Genomic DNA, 17,769 nt, shown 5'->3' with positions numbered 1-17,769 from the left:
TATTGAACGACAACTTCAGATAAGGAAATCACGATGCGCCTCAAGACCGTTAAGCTCACTCATTTTCGCGGTTATCGCGCGACGACCGTCATTCCTATTGATGAGGCTATGACCGGCATCGTAGGCCGAAACGACTATGGGAAGTCGACTGTTCTCGAAGCCCTGGCCATCTTCTTCGACAGCGTGGATATCAAGCCTGACAAGAGTGATATGAATTGCTTTAGTGTGTCGGAAGGGCATGACCAGTTCGAGATTGCTTGCGAGTTCGATGACCTTCCGGATTCCTTGGTGCTGGATGAGAACGCGCAGACCTCGTTGTCGCAGGAGTTTCTGTTGAACGCAGAGGGCGCCTTAGAAGTGGTCAAAACCTTCAAGGCCAGCACTGGCAAACAGGATCGCACCGCCATTCGCTGTCAACACCCCGCAGACAAAGCGCTCGCCAGCCTGCTGAGTCTGAAAATGACAGAACTGAAAAAACTTGGCGAGCAATTGGGAATCGCTGAACAAGTGGCGGATCAGCGGGTGGCTTCCCAATGGCGACAGGCCATTCGCGATGCCTCCGGAGATGTTGTTTGCCAGGAAACGTTGCTTGATGTCGGCAAAGGCCTGTCGACGGAGGGCAAATCTATCTGGGACAAAATTGAGGCTCTGTTACCCACTTTCGCCCTTTTCAAGGCGGACCGAGAAAGTAGCGACGGTGACGCGGAGGCCAAAAACCCTCTACAACTAGCAGTCAAGGAAGCACAGGCCGCGCTCCAAGAGCAAATCAGCGAGCTTGAGCGGCAAATCGCAAATAGTGTTCTGGATGTCGCCGAACGCACCCTCGACAAGCTTCGGGAAATGGCACCCGAGCTAGCCAACGAGTTGACCCCACGCTTCAAGGAAAAGCCCAAGTGGAGCTTCAACTTTACTTTGGAGGGGGAGAACGGCATTCCCATCAACAAACGCGGTAGCGGCGTGCGTCGCCTTATTCTGCTTAACTTCTTCCGAGCCGAGGCGGAAAAAAATGCACTGTTGGGTAGCCCACGAAACGTGATCTATGCCATTGAAGAACCGGAGACCTCTCAGCACCCTAACTATCAGATGATGCTGATGAAGGCGCTGCTGGAACTCTCCAACCAGACCAATCGGCAGATAATCGTTACCACCCACGTTCCTGCGCTAGCAGGGCTGATTCCCATTGAGGGAATTCGTTACGTAACTAAAGATGAAAACGGCGTCCCAATCGTGAAACTGCCCAATCATGAAGTACTTAAAGAGGCTGCCGAGAGTCTGGGCGTACTTCCCGAGACAGGAATGGAACGGGCAAAAGGCGTCGTGCTGGTGGAAGGCAAGTCCGATGTGATTTTCCTCCGCCATGCATCAAATACCCTCAAGGCTAGTGGCGACCTCCCATCCAGTCTAGAGGACGCTGGCATTATCCCTATCCTGATTGGGGGTTGCGGTAGTGTAAAACACTGGGTCACTCTAAACCTCGCCGACGATCTCGGGCTGCCTTGGTGCGTGTTCCTTGACTCCGATATAGGCGGAAGCCCAGAGCAGGTCGCCGCGATCATAAAACGTAAGCAGGAAGTTGAAGGACGAGGCCGGGCGTTCTACTCGACACGTAAACGGGAGGTCGAAAACTACCTCTGCCCCGACATGATTGATGCTCAAACCGGGATAAGAGTGGTTTTCACCGACACTTGCGATGCCAAAAAAATTATTGGCAAGGCAGTGGGCATCAAAGCCGACGATGTGATCGATAAACTCTGGCCACTGATGACGGCTGAGCAGATCCTCCGTTGCTCTATGTACCGTGATAATGGTGAGGATCGTGCTGAGCTTAAAGAGCTGCTGGAGAGTTTGCTGAAGCTAGTCGCGTGAGTTTCGCAATGGCTAATGCGTGGCCGAGGTCTGCTTTCGGCCAATGGGACACTCTGCCGAGGTCTGCTCCACGAGAAAAGGGGAAAGATTTATTTGCTGGATAATAGTTCCGTTCCCTTATTGCCCCCTTTGTTGTTATTTATATTTCCAGTCCCGGGTACGCTTAGAGGTGTTTCCGGTACGGCAGGCTTGGCGGCAGCTGGTTTTCTCGCAGCAGGTTTTGCGCTTGGTTTGGCTGCTGCTACGGTTGGCTTTTTCGCAGCGGATTTCGCGGTAGGTTTGGCCGCAGCTACCGATGGTTTGCTAGCGGTTGGAGCCGCAGCTTTGGGAGCCAGCGCTAGTGTTGTAATCGGTTGTACGGTGAGTTCTACACCGATCGCAGTCATTAATTTTCTGATGGTTTCAAACCGTGTTTTTGCACCAGACTTCAGCACCTTATAAAGGCTTTCACGATTAACCCCTGCATCCTTGGCGACTTTATTGACACCTTTAGCTTTTGCAACTTCGGCCAGCGCATGAATAAGACCCTCCGTATCATCGGCTTTCATACTTTCAGCCAAATAAGCCGCTATAGCTTCTGGGGTATCGAGAAAGCGCGAAGCCTCGTAACGAGTCGTACCGGTAGTGCCGAGGTTAAGGACCGGCATATCCTCTGGGTTGAATTTGTCGCTCATGTCATTTGCCTCTCAGGGCATCAAGAATCACTTTGGCTCTCTTAATGCCTCGTCTTTGATCTGTTTTATCGCTTCCGCTGAGCATCAAGTACGCTTCGATCCCCGAGCGTACAAAATACACTCTGTACCCCGGTCCGATAAAAACACGCATTTCGCTCACCCCGTCGCCAACCGGTTCGCAATCACCAAAATTGCCATTTCCGGCGCGATCCAGGCGGGCCAAGATGGCCGCTTTTCCTTGAGCGTCCTTCACACTGTCAAGCCAATCCTCAAAATCGGGCGTCTGGTGGATCTCGTATATTTTCTTGTCGATCATAGTCCCATTGTAGCCATATGGCTACTCCTGGCGGGTGGGAGGTTGAGTGCAGATCATGGTTCTTTTCATCAAGCATGGAGCTGATGGTGTCGCTCTGGCTGGCAGTAGGTGTTATTCGCATGATCCAGTTGCACGAAAACGGGCGCATTAGGCGCCCGTCGTTCCATCAGCTTTCGACCTGCGCCTGAAGTCGCCTACCAATTACCTCCAGCAAATCACAGCCATCACGCAACGGAATCACCAGAAGCTGTGCGAAGTCCGAAAGCACCACCGTATCGCTGGTGATTTCAGAACGAAACGCGATGTTTTCCAGTACCTGAGTCACCACGCGGATGCGGTAATCGGCGGTTGCATGCAGGATGTCCAGCGGTGCTTGAGTATCAATGAGGAGGGAAGCAGGGGTGCAGTCGATGCCGGTGATAGGGACGTATCTTTCCATGTTTTAAACTCCAATCGAATAAGGTTTAACCGCTCAATCGTCGCCAAACAATTGGGCGGCAGTTGTACGCAGGTTGGCGAGCCGGGATTGGAGACCGGCAGACCCGAAGGTCTCCCACGCACAACTGCCATAACAGGCAGCCGTGCAAGTGTGCCAAAGCCCTCGCAAAAAACGCAGTACTTTTGCACCCAATCCCTCAGGTCGCCAAACCTGATCGCCGTTTGGGGCGACGAGAATGACTATAGGTTTCATCGATTCTGGCGGACAGGTGAGGGATTCCCACGGTTTTGTAGGAATTGTGACAATTCCGTGTGGAAAGTGCGTATCGACTAATTTCGGGGTTACCAGGCAGGCGGATTACCTGGGTTTCAACAGTTTCCTTCCCAAGCACGGCCCCAAGTTTTCAGTCTGAAAAAAACACCTTCAGCCCGCCTCTCTTGAAATCGGCGAAGCCCCGAACGCCTCCCGCAACCTTTCAATCACCTGGCTGATAGAAGGCCCTTGGATCGCTGGCGGCGTCGGGCTCTCACCAAACTCACGCCATATGTATAACGTCAGTTCCGCGCCATCGGTCAATGTCTGGATGTTCTCTTGAGTGCCAAAGGTCTCCAGCAGCCTGTACCGCGAATCTTTCCAGAACAGCTCCTCGACCCAGTCGTACACCGGGATGAAATGGAAATGGATGGGGTAGCGGGGATCGTGGCCGAAGCGGCTGATGTAAAGCCATTTGGGGTTCAGTTGTGTTTCAAGAACGCTCTGGATGTTTGCCATCAGGCCACCCAGTTCTGCGAGTGCAGGTTCGGGCAATTGGGCCAGGGAGTTAACGTGATGCTTGGACCCGAGCATGAGGTAGCCGGGCAGGGCGGAGGCCAGGTGGTGGTTGACTAGCCAGTGGGTGGTTTCGTGGAGGATGAAGTGTGGGGCTAATTTCAAAGCTGACTCCCTGTTAATTTGAAATCTTCGTTTATCAGGATGATCGGGTATTGGGTCTGCTTCGCAGCCCAGCGGGAGCAAGCTCCCTCGCCACAAGGGGCAGTGCTGAAACTAGCTTTCGAACTCCGTTTGCAGCATCGTCAAAAATGCCTCTCTGGCAGGATGCCGGCCGGCGTTTTCATGCCAGTAAAAAAGGTTATCGATCCCCGCCAACTCCGCAAACTCATACCCCGTCCAACCCGCCCCCTGGCGGTATTGCTCATAGATCCCCCGGGGCACCAGCGACACGCCGGCACCGGCGCTGACACACCCAACAATGGCGCCATAACTGGCGATGCTGGTGATCGGTTGCACTTGGTCATGACGCAGCAACCACTGTTCCAGCGCCAAGCGGTACGGACAGCCCGTGGGCCACATGAAGATCGCCTTGCCTTGCAGATCGGCGGCGCTGCGCAACGGGCCGTGGGATTCGGAGGCGATGAGCACCAGGTCTTCGCGGTACATCACGGCTCGCTTGAGTCCAGGCCGTTCGATGTCCACCGCTACGATCACGCCATCAAGTCGGTGATGCTGGATATCGTCCAGCAACTGCGCCCAGGTGCCGGTGCTCAGTTCCAGTGACACTTGCGGATACTGCGCGTGGTATTTGGCGAGCAACTGGGGCAGACGCCCCGTGGCGCTGGACTCGATTGCGCCGATGCGCAGTGGGCCACTCGGGGCGCGGGTGGGGGCGACTGCGCGGCGGGCTTCTTCCGTCAGGCTCAGGATTTTGGTCGCGTACTCCAGAAACACTTCGCCCGCCGGGCTGACCCGCAGCCCGCGCCCTTCGCGGAAAAACATCGGCGTGCCGAGTTCCCGTTCCAGGGCCTTTAGGCGTGCGGTGATGTTGGACGGCACGCAGTGCAGCACTTCGGCGGCGCGGGCGATGCTGCCGGTGTCGCAGACCGTCTTGAGCATGCGCAGTTGGGACAGTTCCATGGCTCACCAAAAGTGAATGGTTGTTCGAGTTTAAGTCACTTGTGCTGAGGTGGGGTGGTTTCGATACTTCGAGGCAAATCGGCCAGTGAGCAGGAACTCTAGATGGAAACGCGTTTTGCGCTGGTTGAAGGTTCCTCCGGCAAAACCGGTGTGAAGGTTTTCCTTGCGACGCTGTTGGTGATCGTTTGCTGGGCCTATTCGCCGATTGGTATCCGCATTGGCTTGCAGGCTTATGAGCCGGGTCAGTTGGCGTTGATGCGGTTTCTCATCGCTTCGGTGTTCATGGCCCTTGTGGCGATGGTGAAGGGTATTTCCTGGCCACGTCTCAGGGATTTGCCGTTGCTGGCGGTGTTGGGTTTCTTTGCCGTCAGCCTGCACCACATCGCCCTCAATTACGGTCAGCGGGGCGTAAGCGCCGGGGCGGCCAGTGTGCTGGCCCAGTCCACGCCTTTGTTCAGTACGTTGCTGGCGCATTTTGTCTTCAAGGACAGGGTCAGGGGTTGGCAATGGGCGTGTGTGCTGTGCGGCTTGCTTGGCGCAGGCGTGGTGGTCGCGGGGGATCGTGGCTTGGGTGACATGGACGCCCATGGGCTATTGATCCTGTTGGCGGCGCTGTCCTGGAGTGTGTATTTCGCTTTGCAGAAGCACCATGCCCATCGTTATGACGGTTTGACCGTGGTTTGCTACACCGTTTGGTCGGGCACGATCCTGTTGTTCATTTTTGCGCCGGGGATGTTGAGCGCGGCGCGACAGGCTTCGGCTTCGGTGAATCTGGCGGTGTTGATTCTCGGTATTTTTCCCAGTGCGTTGGCGTACCTTGCTTGGGCTTACGTGTTGGTGCACAGCAACGTGAGCCGCGCTTCCATGGCGCTTTACCTGATACCGCCTACGGCGATGTTGATGGCTTCTTTGGTGCTGGCTGAGCGCCCGTCAGCGATGGTTATTGTGGGGGCGGTGATTGTATTGATGAGTGTATTGGCGTTGAGGCTTGAGCCGGGGAGTGGGGCAAAAGTCGGTTGATTCCGTTGTGGATGTAGGCCATGAGGTTGGGTGTTGTCGCACACGGAATGTCACGGAGCACCGTCCTACGGATAGGCGACCGCTTTGGGATAAATCACAGAAGTCTCTGACAACTTTTTAGGGTTGGCCTTCGGAAGTACCGCACTTACGATCTGGCGTTGTCTCGGTGCTCCGTGTGGCATCCGGCACGCTCAGTTTTGTTTTATATCGTGAGGACAGATCGATGCCTGAAACCCTATACGTCAAGGCCAACGAACTGAGTTGCCGCTATCGCGACATTTGGCGCTATGATTGCGTCAAATGTCGTACGGAGGTCAATGTTATGTCCCTAGCGAAGCAAGCAGACAAGCCGGCTGTGAAATCCGCCGGAAAAACTGGTATGGAGGCAAGGATAACCAGAAAGCCTACGGAGGTGCTGTTGCATGGCCGTAAAGGTGATGAGCGTTTGCTGATTATCCGGTATGCGCAGGAAGGCTTTTACCTGAGCGACGTCAAGGACATGCTTTCTACGTCCACTCTGTACATGGAGCAGGATCTGGTTCAACGCATTACCGGGAGATCCGTCAGGACCGTCCAGCGTCTGGCGAAGGAGACCAAGCCAATACGCCTGAACCAGCAGCAGAGTACGGTTGCCTTTCAGTATGCTCAGACCCTGGAGCACGCCACCAACGTCTTTGGCAGCCAGCAACTGGCTGAGGACTGGTTGAAGAAACCCTGCAAGTACCTGGACGGTTACGTGCCATTGGAACTGATCGACAACTCGCTGGGCTTCCAGGCGGTGGAGGATTACCTGAACCGGATTGAACATGGGGTTTATCAATGAATCCTTTGCCCTGGGACGGACGATGGCACGCTTGGCGCCTTGACCGGGAGGTCTACAAGGATACATGGGACAGCGGCATCGGGGCGCAACGAACCGGTGGCCGTTGGAATCCGCCCGGACGGCGGGTTATCTACGCTTCGGCTGACCCGTCCACGGCCATTTTGGAAGTAGCGGCCCACCTGGGATTCGACGCGTTGGACAGGGTGCCTTACTTACTGACATGTTTTGAGGTGCTGGATCCGGCGCTCATCAAAGTGATTCAGGTCGAAGACGTGCCAAACCCCAACTGGCTCATTCCGGCTCGACCGTCGCCTAATCAGCAGCAGTTTGCTGACGAACTGCTGGCGCAGCATCCCTTTGTATTGATTCCTTCGGCGGTGACTCGACATTCCTGGAATCTACTAGTGAGCTGCGATTTGGCGGCGGATCAGTTCAGGCTTGTCTCGCAGGAAAGGTTTGGCCTGGATACTCGATTGGTTAAGTGAAGGTAAAGGTTGTGTTTCACGCCTACAGTTTCTTCCACCGACGTCCATAGGTCGTGCGGTAGGTTCCCCCAGTGACGCAGCACCCACCGGCCCCAAACGCCATACGCCCCAGCTCAACCGTAACCCCATCCTCTCCATTACTCAGCGACTGCCGCGAACAACTGGTGAAAAAAGGGTAGGGCTCCGTTTCCAGCACCACGGTCCAGGTCAGGTCTTTCGCAGACTGGCCCTCGATCTTGTAAACCGCACAATCGTGAACAACCAGATGAGCCAACTGCCCTGCAAGCAGTCCCTTGAAAACGAGCTCAGGCGGCGCGTCGAGCAGGGCGGTTTTTAGCGTGTCCGGCTCTGAGCCGTACTCGCAAGCCGTTAGCGTGCACATGGCGAGAACCAGGCACGCTTGCCAGGCACGGGGTCGCATTACTTCTTGACCGGGTAATCCTCCCCCCACATCCGCACCGTGCTGACCGCCTCGTTCATGCCTTCGAACACGAATTTCTGGCGCACGGCGGTCTTCGGCGGGATGGTGACTTCGTCCGGGTTGTCCAGGCCGGTGAGGCGGTTGGAGTAGCCCGCCTGGTCAATGGCCAGCAGCACGCCGGTCTGGCCGAGGTTGACCACGCGCAGTTGGGTGTCGGTGCTGTTCTTGAAACCGAGGGTAATGCTGACGTTTTCGTCGCTGGGTTCGAGCTTCAACACTTCAACGGCGATGCGGTCTTTCATTTGTTCGCCGGAGGAAATGATCGCGGCGCCATCGGTGCCTTGGGCTGATTCGCGGCCATCGAGCACACCTTCGCTGACGCCGCCCAACAGGTTCTTGCCGGCGGTAATGAACGTTGAAACAGCGGCTTTGGTCGAGTCCTTGATGAGGCTGCCGTCGGTTGGCTCGCCTTCGGCAAAGCACAGGGAGCTGAGCAGGAGGCTGGAGACGAAGAGGGTGGTGCGTGACGGCAGAAAAGTCATACCTGGATCCTTGAGGGTGGCCTGCGACATCGCCTCTCAGAAGGGCGAGCGGCAATCATAGCCGTGATCGAGGACCGTTAGCGATTTACCTGCTTGAGTTTTCGGTCGTGCGCGGCGGCCCAGTCTCGGGTTAATCGCATTGAGCGAGTCCTGTGCTGGCCTGGGGTGCGCGTCTGATCCGTACTTTCCTGCCTCAGGTGCCTCTGTAACGCGCCCAGTCCCCACCCCAGAATAACCACCCGTTGGCCTATCGGACGGCCCGTGTACTGCAATTTCTTGATTCGGGAGTGCTCATGGCGAAGATGGCAATTTTTTTAGGTGGGTTTTTGGCACTGACGCTTTTGATCGGCGTACTGGCGACGATTTCGCCGGTATAGGCAAGGTGGTTGGCGCTTTTTCCGGGCGACGACGTGACGATTTCATTGAACACTGCGGTGCCCATAACGACTAATCCCCAACAGGCCACTTGATTTGCGCAAGGGATCAGGCGGCGTTTGACCTGGCGCGGCTCCATCACTCATGCGCAGCCGCAGGATTTCAAGGGTGGGGCGATGATTGAGGGTTTCGAGGCGTTTTTCACGGGGTACATGATTCTAGGTATTTCACTGGCTAGCTGGATCTTTGCATGTTGTGCAGCTGTGCTCAGCTACGTGCTCGCGAAAACCGCGATCCGGTTTGTGTTCAGGAGAATCCAGGCAAGGGCGAAGGCGGGCAATGGTCATCTCAGCTACATTGCCAGCCAAGTGCTCTCAGCGACCAGTAACACGCTGCTGTTATTGGCGTCGATTCTGGTCGGTATAGGCATCCTTGATTTGCCTGAACGTTGGCTCAGTCGCGTTAGCAGCCTTTGGTTCGTGGTGGCGGCGTTGCAGGTCGGCTTATGGACGAACCGAGCGTTGGCGCTGTTGCTGCATCGCTATTTCTCGGTCCATGGTGCGAACGGGACATTCCAGGCAAGTGCGTTGGCGACCCTGAGCCTGTGGGGCGCAAGGGTGCTCCTGTGGGCGGTGATCTTGCTCGCGATGCTCTCGAACGTTGGCGTTAACATCACGGCCTTCGTGGCGAGCCTTGGTGTCGGTGGTATCGCCGTGGCACTGGCGGTCCAGAATATTCTTGGCGATGTGTTCGCCTCGCTGTCGATCGCCGTTGACAAGCCATTCGAGGTGGGCGACTTCATCGTGGTGGGTTCGCTCGCCGGTACGGTGGAGCACGTTGGCCTGAAAACCACCCGGATACGAAGCCTGGGGGGCGAGCAAATTGTCATGGCCAACGCCGATATGATCGGCAGCACCATCCAGAACTACAAGCGGCTGCAGGAGCGTCGGATCGTCTTCGAGTTTCGCCTGACTTATGAATGTTCCACCGAACAGATCAGGCAGATCACGCAACGGGTTGAAGCGATCATCAGGAATGAAGACAAAGCCCGGTTCGACCGGTGTCATTTCAGAAGTTTTGGCGAGAGCGCCCTTGAATTCGAGACGGTGTATATCGTTCTGGACGCCAGTTACAACGTCTATATGGACGTCCAGCAACGGATCAACCTGGCGATAATGGAAGCGGTTGCAGAGCTCGACACGCAGTTTGCGTTCCCGTCACGCATGGTCCATGTCGCTTCATTGCCCGAGTCTGCGGCACTGCGCCCGGTCACACAGCGTTCGTCGCGTGCCGGGCATGCTTGAGGTCACTGCTGATGCATGGGGCGCCTACGATCTTTGATGCTTTGGTGTAAGAATTAAAAGATCGCAGCCTCGCTTCGCTCGACAGCTCCTACAGGGGGCTTAGGGGCTGTTATCGATGCAAGATCACCTGGGCAATCTCCTGCAACCCCATCACCCGTTGCGCAGCATTGAGCTTGATCGCTTCCTTGGGCATGCCGAAGACCACGCAGCTGGCTTCGTCCTGGGCCACGGTGCTGGCGCCGGCGTCGAGCATTTCCTTCAGGCCGCGGGCGCCGTCGTCGCCCATGCCGGTCATGATGATGCCGGTGGCGTTGCGGCCGGCGAACTTGGCCACGGAGCGAAACAGTACGTCTACCGAGGGCCGATGGCGGTTGACCAGCGGGCCGTCCACCACTTGCACGTGATAGAACGCGCCGCTGCGAGTCACCATCATGTGTTTGCCGCCCGGTGCGATGAGCGCCAGGCCCGGGTGGATACGGTCGTTGTTGCGGGCTTCGCGCACTTCGATCTGGCACAGGCTGTTGAGCCGGGCCGCGAACGAAGCGGTGAATTTTTCCGGCATGTGCTGGACGATGACGATGCCCGGGCTCACGCGCGGCAGGGCGGTGAGCACCGCTTCCAGGGCCTGGGTGCCGCCGGTGGACGTGCCGAGGGCGACGATGCGCTCGGTGGTCTGGGCCATGGCGTGGCCGTTGGCGGCGGGCAGCATGGCGTCTGCCGTGAGTTTGGTCGCTGGCGTCAACGCCGCCGGGGCCGGGCGCTTGCCCAGGTTGCGCACGTTGACCTGGGCCGCGGCGCGGATCGCCGAGACCAGTTCCGGCGCTGATTCCAACAGAAAATTTTTCAAGCCGGTGGTGGGCTTGGTGATGATTTCCACCGCGCCAGCCGCCATCGCTTGCAAGGTGGTTTCCGCGCCCCGGGGCGTCAGGGACGAGCAGATAACCACCGGCGTGGGCCGCTCGCTCATGATTTTTTTCAGGAAGGTGATGCCGTCCATGCGCGGCATTTCCACGTCCAGCACGATCACGTCGGGCCACTCCTTGGCCAGTTTGTCCATGGCGAAAATCGGGTCGGACGCCGCGCCCATGACGTGGATGTCCGGCGTGTCGCTGAGGATCGCCAGCAACACCTGGCGAACCACGGCAGAGTCATCCACCAGCAGTACATTGATCTTTTTTGACATGGTCAGTGCCGGGTCCTTATGGGTTGGTGCCTGACCCACACATCACCGCTGCACAGGTCGAAGATGATGCTGCGGTGGCCGGTGCTGCCCATGTCCTGGGCGATGAGATCGAGGCGATAGAGGGCGGCCATCTCCAGCGCGGCGTTGACGTTCAGCCGCGCCACATCGCCGTAGGGCACATGGCGCTGCAGCTCGGGGAACATCTCGCCGCCGCCGAACAGCTTGAGTTGGTAATCCTCTGGGTCGGTGTGGTGCGCCCGGGCCTGGAGGATGAACAGTTCGATGGCCTCGTCTGCGTAGAGGCCGTTCAGTGCGGTGGAGCAGCGCACCCGACTGGGCAACATGAAGTGGCACATGCCGCCGATCCGGCGCTCGGGATGCCACAGCGTGATCGCCACGCAAGAGCCGAGGATCGTGCGCAGGCGGGTCGGGCAGGTGGCGAAGCGAAATTCCCCCGGCGCCAGGTACACCTCGGCCACGTCCCTGATGGCGGCGCTCATGGTTTGCGGTAGATCGAGGGCGCCACCAGTTTCAACGCATCGGACACACCGTTGAGGCTTTCCGAGTGGCTGACGATGAAGTACCCGCCGGGCTTGAGCCGCGGCAGCAGGCGGGCAACCACTTTGCTTTTGGTGGGCTGGTCGAAATAGATCATGACGTTGCGCAGGAAGATCACGTCGAACTCTCCCAGCTCCGGCAAGGTGTCGTTGAGGTTGACCTGGATGAAGTTGACTCGGCTGCGCAACGCCCGGTCGATGAGGAACGTGCCTTGCTGGCTGCCGGTGCCCTTGAGGCAGTATTTCACCAGCAACGGCTGGGGCAGGGTGCGGGCGCGTTCCATCGGGTAATGTCCGGCGCGCGCCTTGGCCAGCACCTGGCTGCTGATGTCCGAACCGATGACTTCCCAAGGCGTGGTGCCCAGCCCTTCGGCGAGGGTCATGGCCAGGCTGTAGGGTTCTTCTCCCGATGAGCTGGCCGCGCTCCACAGGCGGAAGGTCTTGCCGGGCGTGGCGTGGGGCAGTACGTGTTGACGCAGGAAGTCGAAATGCTTGGGCTCGCGGAAAAAATAGGTCTCGTTGGTCGTCAGCAGGTCCAGCGCCACCTGCAATTCATCGGTGCGCTGGCCGTTCATGATCAGCTTGAAATACTCGCCGTAGCTGTCCAGCCCATAGTGCTTGAGGCGCTTGAACAAACGCCCGGCCACCAGGGCTTTCTTGGCCTCGGACAAGCTGATGCCGGCGGCTTGGTACAGCCAGGACTGGAACTGGCCGAACTCTCGGTCGGTGAGCGCCTGAGCGTTCAGCGTGCGTTCCTTGCAGGTATCGGCGTTCACGGGGCATCCACTTCCAGCGCGTTCGGGCTGGCTTCGGCGAGTTGGGACATTTCGTCGATGGACAGCACGCGGTCCACCTCCAGCACGATGACGAACTTGCCATCGACCTTGGCCATGCCACTGATGAAGTCGGCACGGATCTTCGCACCGAAGCTCGGTGGCGGTTCGATCTGCGAGGCCGGGATTTCCAGCACCGCCGACACCGTGTCCACCAGCAAGCCGATGTCCTGGGCGAGGCCGTCGGCGCTGGACGCTTCGATGATCACCACGCACGAACGCCGGCTGATCGCCGAATTCGGCCGGCCGAAACGGGCCGACAAATCCACCACCGGCACCACCGCGCCCCGCAGGTTGATCACCCCGCGCACGAAGGCCGGCATCATCGGCACCACGGTGAGGTTGCCGTACTCGATGATTTCCTTGATGCACAGGATGCCGATGGCAAACATCTCCGTGCCGAGCATGAACGTCAGGTATTGCGCTTCTTCCTCGACCGCGAGGGCGGTTTGACGTGTGGTCGCGATGGCGCCCATTGCCTTTTCTCCTTTAAGCAAACCTGTGGAACCGGGCCATCAGAACCGGGTGAACTCGGATTCGTCCGGGGCGCTGGCCATGTTGTAGGCAAATGCCTTGGGCATGACCGGTGCCGGAGTCCGGGCCGGTTTGCGGCTGGACGGGCCGGGGGTGTTGTCGATCCGAGCGACCTGGACGGCGGATTTGGGCGGCGTGTCCAAGGTGAAGAAACTCATGGCCTGTTGCAGTTGTTCGGCCTGGCTGCTCATTTCCTCGGCGGTGGCGGCCAGTTCTTCGCTGCTGGAGGCGTTTTGCTGGGTCACCTGGTTGAGCTGGGTCATGGCGGTATTGATCTGCGCCACGCCGGCAGCCTGTTCTTCGGAGGCGGCGCTGATTTCCTGCACCAGGTCCGAAGTCTTGTTGATCGAGGGGACCATCTCGTTGAGCAGGTTCCCGGCCTTCTCGGCCATATCGACGCTGCTGGACGACAGCTCGCCGATTTCCTGGGCGGCCACCTGGCTGCGTTCGGCCAGCTTGCGCACTTCGGCGGCGACCACCGCGAAGCCTTTGCCATGTTCGCCGGCACGGGCGGCTTCGATGGCGGCGTTGAGCGCCAGCAGGTTGGTCTGGTAGGCGATGTCGTCGATGATGCTGATGCGCTGGGCGATTTTCTTCATCGCCACCACGGTCTGCTGCACCGACTCGCCGCCGTCGGTGGCTTCCTTGGCGGCCTTGCTGGCCATGCCGTCAGTCACCTTGGCGTTTTCGGTGTTCTGGTTGATGCTGGCGCTCATCTGTTCGATGGAGGCACTGGTTTCCTCGACGCTGGCCGCCTGTTCGCTGGTGGCCTGGCTCATCGACTGCGCGGTGGCGCTGACTTCTTCGGAGGCGCTGGCCAGGTTGTCCGCGGCGTTACGCACTTCGCCGATGATGTGCGAGAGCTTGCCGACCATGTTCTGCATGGCGTTGAGCACCATGCCGGTTTCGTCCTTGGAGCCGCCTTCGATTTTTGCGTTCAGGTTGCCTTCGGCCAATTGTTCGGCAACGACGGCGGCCTGTTTCAGCGGCCTGGAGATGATGCGCGAAATGAACAGTGCCAGGCCCACGCCCACCAGCAGGGCGGCAACCAGCACGGCGATGATCGACAGGCGTGCGTTTTCATACAGCTGGGTGCCGTGAGCACTGGCGACGTCAGCGCCAGCCGCGTTGAGCTCGACCAGTTTTTGCAGGTCGCCGGTCACCAGGTCGAACCGACGCTTGGACTCGCCCTTGAGCATCGCATTGGCCTGCTCGGTCAGGTTCTGCCGCGACAATGCGAGCAGGTCTTTGCTGATCGCCAGATAGGCGGCCCAGTCGTTGCGGGTGGTGTCGAATATCTGCCGATCTTCAGCGCTGGAGAGCAGTTTCTCGTAGGTGTCCAATCGCGTGTCGAAGGCCTTCTTGGCTTCCTCGGCTTCTTGCTCGAGGGTGACGCGCTCCTGTTCGGAGTCGGCGACAATATGGCGGTTTTCCTTGAGGCGATAGCTCGCCGCATAGAAGCGCATGCCCGAGGCGGCGCGCATGGACGGCATCCAGTTTTCACGGATGTCGAGGGCGGTGTGGTTCACCTGGCCCAGTTGAATGATCGAGAACACCCCCATGACGGCGGTCAGCGCCAGCACCACAAGAAATGAAGTGATCAGTTTGGTGGCGATTCTAAGGTCGTAGAACCATTTCATTGGGAAGTACCTCTCCATGGAGTTGCTAAAAGCGTCAGCGAGCGTTGGCTTGTTGTAATTGAGTCGGGTTGAAGCGGTTTTCGGCCTGGGCGATCTGCGTGAGCAGGGCCGGTACGTCGAGAATCAACGCCACGGCGCCACTGCCCAGGATGGTCGAGCCACTGATGCCGCGAAGGGCGCCAAACAGCTTGCCCAGCGGCTTGATCACGGTCTGGAATTCACCGAGCAAGTCATCCACCACCAGCCCGGCCTTGAGTTCGGCGTAGCGCACCACCACCACGTTCTGCCGACGCGCGGGCGGGCCTTCATGGTTGAAGTGATCGCGCAGGTAGACCAGGGGCAGCACCTCGCCACGCAGGTCGAGGTAGCCTTGTTCGCGGCTGGCGAGCCCATCGTCTTCGCTCAGTTCGATGCATTCCTGGACCATGTCCAGCGGAATGACATAGGTCGACTGACCGATGCCCACCAGGAATCCATTGATGATCGCCAGGGTCAGCGGCAGGCGGATGCGCACCACGGTGCCCTTGCCGGTTTGGCTGTCGAGGTCGACGGTGCCGCGCAGCAGGGTGATGTTGCGCTTGACCACGTCCATGCCCACGCCACGCCCCGAGAGGTTGGTCACGGCCTGGGCGGTGGAGAAGCCGGGTTCGAAAATCAGGTTGTAGATCTCCTGGTCGGTGGGGCTGGCGCCCTGGGGCACCAGGCCACGTTCCTGGGCTTTTTCCAGGATCCGGTCACGGTTCAGGCCGGCGCCGTCGTCGGCAATTTCCAGCACGATGCTGCCGGAGTCGTGGTACGCGTTGAGGTGCAGGTGCCCCTTGGCCGGTTTGCCGGCGGCCAGGCGGGCCTCGGCGGTTTCGATGCCGTGGTCCATGGCGTTGCGCAGCAGGTGCATGAGCGGGTCGCCGATTTTTTCCACCACGGTCTTGTCCAGCTCGGTCTCGGCGCCGCTGATGATCAGGTCGATGTCCTTGCCCAGTTCCTGGCTGACATCGCGCACCACCCGACGGAAGCGATTGAAGGTTTCGCCGATGGGGATCATGCGCAGGCGCAGGGCGCCGTCGAGGATTTCTTCCACCAGCCCGGAGACTGATGAAGTGGCTTCCTGCAACGGGTCGTTGTGGCAGGTGCGGGCCAGCAGGCTCGCACCGGCGCTGGCGATGACCAGTTCGCCCACCAGGTTGATCAACTCGTCGAGCTTGTCGGCATTGACCCGCACGTAGGTGCCGTCCTTGCCCTTGCTGTCGCTGGTCACCGGCTGTTTGTCGGTGGCGATCTGGGCGGGCATGCGCGGCGTCTTGCGCTGGTCGCCGAGCAATTCGCCGGTGGCGACCAACGCGGTGTTTTCCTCGGGCGGCTCCGGCGAGGTCGTGACCAGGCCAGTGTTTCCCTGTGGCGCGGCGGCGTCATCAATGGCAACGATCTCGATTTCGCAGTCTTCCCGGACGAAGTCGAACACTTCGTTGATCGCGCCGTGACTGGCGGCCGAGCGAAACGCGATGTCGAAGCCCAGGTAGCAGGACTCGGCGTCCCAGGCTTCGGCGGCGGGCAGGGCATCGGTCAGGGTGGCGATGTCGACGATTTCACCCAGGGTTTGCAGGTAGCGCAGGAACGACAGCGGGTCCATGCCGTTGCGGAACACGTCCTGGCCGAAGCGCAGGGAGATGTGCCAGAGGCGCGTTTCGCCGGGTTCACTGTGGCGGGTTTCAGGGGCTGGCGTCGGGGCCGCGGCGGGCGAGGGTGCCTGGTACTCCTGCAGGATCTGGCACAGCTCCACTTCCCGTTGCAGGGCCGGCGGCGGCAGCGTTCCGCCCTGGCTGGCGGCCACGTTGATCAGTTCCAGCATGTGATCGCTGGACTTGAGCAGCACCGCGATCAGGCCGGCGTCCACCTCGACGCTGCCGTTGCGCAGGCGATCGAGCACGTCTTCGACGATGTGGGTGAAACTGACGATCGGTTCCAGGCCGAACAGCCCGGCCGAGCCCTTGATCGTATGGGCCGCCCGGAAGATCGCACCAATGGCGTCATCGTCACCAGGGTCGGTTTCCAGGTGCAGCAGCGACTCTTCCATCGCCTGCAACTGTTCCCGTGCCTCGACGATGAAGGTCTGTTGTGCCTGATCGAGATTGATGCTCACGCTCATATCCTTTGTCGTGTCCGACGTATTGCAGTCCTAGGCAACCAGGTTGCACAGGGCAAGTGTTTCCGTAACGGCCTTGCTTTGGCCGGTCAGGCTCAGTTGAGTCCCGGCCTTGGAGGCCTCGCGCTGCACCATTAGCAGCAGTTGCAGGCCGGCGCCGTCCATCTCGGTGATCTGCGAGAGATCCAGGGCCATCCGCGGTGTTGCGCCCAGGTGCGGCAACCATTGCGCGGCCAGTTCGGCCGCGGTGTAGATCGTCAGCTCGCCGTCGATGTGCACCTGGGCGGTGTCATCGGTTGTTTCGTAGTGCAACGGCATCTAAGCCTCCGGCCATCAAGGAAGAATCAGCTTGGAGACCGCCGCCAGCATCTGCGCCGGCTGGAACGGCTTGACCACCCAGGCTTTGGCCCCAGCAGCCTGGCCTTCCTGTTTCTTCGATTCCTGGGATTCGGTGGTGAGCATGATGATCGGCGTGAACTTGTAGCTGGCCAGCTTCTTGACCTCCTTGACGAAGGTGATGCCGTCCATGTTGGGCATGTTCACGTCGCTGATGATCAGGTGCACTTTCTGGCCGTTGAGCTTGCCCAGGGCGTCCCTGCCATCGCTGGCTTCGATCACGTCATAGCCGGCACTTTTCAACGCGATGCCGACCACCTGCCGAACGCTCGCGGAGTCGTCGACAACCAATACACTTTTAGCCATGAAC

At 59.0% G+C, this 17,769-nt stretch carries 20 protein-coding genes; 5 read left to right on the top strand and 15 right to left on the bottom strand.

All coding sequences use genetic code 11. The features are described from left to right. Nucleotides 1–33: 33 nt before the first annotated feature. Nucleotides 34–1,866 carry an AAA family ATPase gene (locus J3P85_RS18690; RefSeq protein ID WP_434702909.1) on the top strand — a complete coding sequence of 611 codons (1,833 nt, stop codon included), beginning with the start codon at nt 34–36 and terminating at the stop codon, nt 1,864–1,866. Nucleotides 1,867–1,955: 89 nt separating this feature from the next. Here the strand turns inward: J3P85_RS18690 and J3P85_RS18685 are convergent, their stop codons facing one another. From J3P85_RS18685 to J3P85_RS18665, 5 genes are all read right to left on the bottom strand, one after another. After that, nucleotides 1,956–2,540 carry an addiction module antidote protein gene (locus J3P85_RS18685; protein ID WP_434702907.1) on the bottom strand — a complete coding sequence of 195 codons (585 nt, stop codon included), beginning with the start codon at nt 2,538–2,540 and terminating at the stop codon, nt 1,956–1,958. Nucleotide 2,541: 1 nt separating this feature from the next. Then, on the bottom strand, nt 2,542–2,856 hold the full coding sequence (locus J3P85_RS18680) for a type II toxin-antitoxin system RelE/ParE family toxin (protein ID WP_434702906.1): 315 nt from the start codon (nt 2,854–2,856) through the stop codon (nt 2,542–2,544). A gap of 166 nt (nt 2,857–3,022) precedes the next feature. Next, nucleotides 3,023–3,295 carry a hypothetical protein gene (locus J3P85_RS18675; RefSeq protein ID WP_210639323.1) on the bottom strand — a complete coding sequence of 91 codons (273 nt, stop codon included), beginning with the start codon at nt 3,293–3,295 and terminating at the stop codon, nt 3,023–3,025. A gap of 423 nt (nt 3,296–3,718) precedes the next feature. Beyond that, entirely contained in the window at nt 3,719–4,228 is a 510-nt protein-coding gene (locus tag J3P85_RS18670; RefSeq protein WP_434702905.1) for an HIT family protein, read from the bottom strand. A 111-nt stretch (nt 4,229–4,339) separates the two neighbouring features. Then, nucleotides 4,340–5,206 carry a LysR family transcriptional regulator gene (locus tag J3P85_RS18665; protein ID WP_434702904.1) on the bottom strand — a complete coding sequence of 289 codons (867 nt, stop codon included), beginning with the start codon at nt 5,204–5,206 and terminating at the stop codon, nt 4,340–4,342. A 102-nt stretch (nt 5,207–5,308) separates the two neighbouring features. On the opposite strand from J3P85_RS18665, the gene J3P85_RS18660 reads away from it, so the two are divergent. From J3P85_RS18660 to J3P85_RS18650, 3 genes are all read left to right on the top strand, one after another. After that, nucleotides 5,309–6,226, top strand: coding sequence for a DMT family transporter (locus J3P85_RS18660; protein WP_434702903.1), 918 nt, complete (start codon nt 5,309–5,311; stop codon nt 6,224–6,226). 379 nt (nt 6,227–6,605) lie between these two features. Beyond that, nucleotides 6,606–7,049, top strand: coding sequence for a type II RES/Xre toxin-antitoxin system antitoxin (gene parS, locus J3P85_RS18655; protein ID WP_434706402.1), 444 nt, complete (start codon nt 6,606–6,608; stop codon nt 7,047–7,049). After that, nucleotides 7,046–7,534, top strand: coding sequence for an RES family NAD+ phosphorylase (locus J3P85_RS18650; RefSeq protein WP_053189200.1), 489 nt, complete (start codon nt 7,046–7,048; stop codon nt 7,532–7,534). The genes parS and J3P85_RS18650 overlap by 4 nt, the downstream gene beginning before the upstream one ends. A gap of 420 nt (nt 7,535–7,954) precedes the next feature. Here J3P85_RS18650 and J3P85_RS18645 read toward each other — a convergent pair whose 3' ends face one another. Together J3P85_RS18645 and J3P85_RS18640 are read right to left on the bottom strand one after the other, a co-directional pair. After that, nucleotides 7,955–8,497, bottom strand: a complete 543-nt coding sequence (locus tag J3P85_RS18645; RefSeq protein ID WP_186729690.1) for a hypothetical protein — start codon at nt 8,495–8,497, stop codon at nt 7,955–7,957. A gap of 247 nt (nt 8,498–8,744) precedes the next feature. Beyond that, complete coding sequence (locus tag J3P85_RS18640; RefSeq protein WP_186709262.1) at nt 8,745–8,939, bottom strand: hypothetical protein; 195 nt, start codon at nt 8,937–8,939, stop codon at nt 8,745–8,747. Between the two features lie 109 nt (nt 8,940–9,048). Between J3P85_RS18640 and J3P85_RS18635 the strand changes: the two genes are divergently transcribed. After that, nucleotides 9,049–10,176 carry a mechanosensitive ion channel family protein gene (locus J3P85_RS18635; RefSeq protein ID WP_434706401.1) on the top strand — a complete coding sequence of 376 codons (1,128 nt, stop codon included), beginning with the start codon at nt 9,049–9,051 and terminating at the stop codon, nt 10,174–10,176. Nucleotides 10,177–10,285: 109 nt separating this feature from the next. Here J3P85_RS18635 and J3P85_RS18630 read toward each other — a convergent pair whose 3' ends face one another. Genes J3P85_RS18630 through J3P85_RS18595 form a run of 8 tightly spaced genes read right to left on the bottom strand, consistent with a single transcriptional unit; the run spans nt 10,286 to nt 17,765 of the window. Continuing rightward, nucleotides 10,286–11,359, bottom strand: a complete 1,074-nt coding sequence (locus J3P85_RS18630) for a protein-glutamate methylesterase/protein-glutamine glutaminase (RefSeq protein WP_186709264.1) — start codon at nt 11,357–11,359, stop codon at nt 10,286–10,288. A gap of 2 nt (nt 11,360–11,361) precedes the next feature. After that, entirely contained in the window at nt 11,362–11,859 is a 498-nt protein-coding gene (gene cheD / locus J3P85_RS18625) for a chemoreceptor glutamine deamidase CheD (RefSeq protein ID WP_250964943.1), read from the bottom strand. Then, a complete protein-coding gene (locus tag J3P85_RS18620; protein ID WP_434702901.1) occupies nt 11,856–12,692 on the bottom strand; it encodes a CheR family methyltransferase in 837 nt (278 codons plus the stop codon). Before J3P85_RS18620 ends, cheD begins: the two co-directional genes overlap by 4 nt. After that, nucleotides 12,689–13,225, bottom strand: a complete 537-nt coding sequence (locus tag J3P85_RS18615) for a chemotaxis protein CheW (RefSeq protein WP_186709271.1) — start codon at nt 13,223–13,225, stop codon at nt 12,689–12,691. The genes J3P85_RS18620 and J3P85_RS18615 overlap by 4 nt, the downstream gene beginning before the upstream one ends. Before the next feature lie 39 nt (nt 13,226–13,264). Continuing rightward, nucleotides 13,265–14,923, bottom strand: a complete 1,659-nt coding sequence (locus tag J3P85_RS18610) for a methyl-accepting chemotaxis protein (protein ID WP_434702899.1) — start codon at nt 14,921–14,923, stop codon at nt 13,265–13,267. A gap of 34 nt (nt 14,924–14,957) precedes the next feature. Further along, nucleotides 14,958–17,060, bottom strand: coding sequence for a chemotaxis protein CheA (locus tag J3P85_RS18605; protein ID WP_434702898.1), 2,103 nt, complete (start codon nt 17,058–17,060; stop codon nt 14,958–14,960). A 36-nt stretch (nt 17,061–17,096) separates the two neighbouring features. Beyond that, entirely contained in the window at nt 17,097–17,381 is a 285-nt protein-coding gene (locus tag J3P85_RS18600) for an STAS domain-containing protein (protein WP_434702896.1), read from the bottom strand. 15 nt (nt 17,382–17,396) lie between these two features. Further along, nucleotides 17,397–17,765, bottom strand: a complete 369-nt coding sequence (locus tag J3P85_RS18595) for a response regulator (protein ID WP_186709275.1) — start codon at nt 17,763–17,765, stop codon at nt 17,397–17,399. Between the last annotated feature and the right edge of the window lie 4 nt (nt 17,766–17,769).

It is taken from the genome of Pseudomonas sp. Z1-12, from assembly GCF_051132015.1.
GTDB lineage: Bacteria > Pseudomonadota > Gammaproteobacteria > Pseudomonadales > Pseudomonadaceae > Aquipseudomonas > Aquipseudomonas zanjanensis.
The sequence above is the reverse complement of the archived record's forward strand: the minus strand, read 5'-3'. Positions and strand labels throughout refer to the sequence as shown.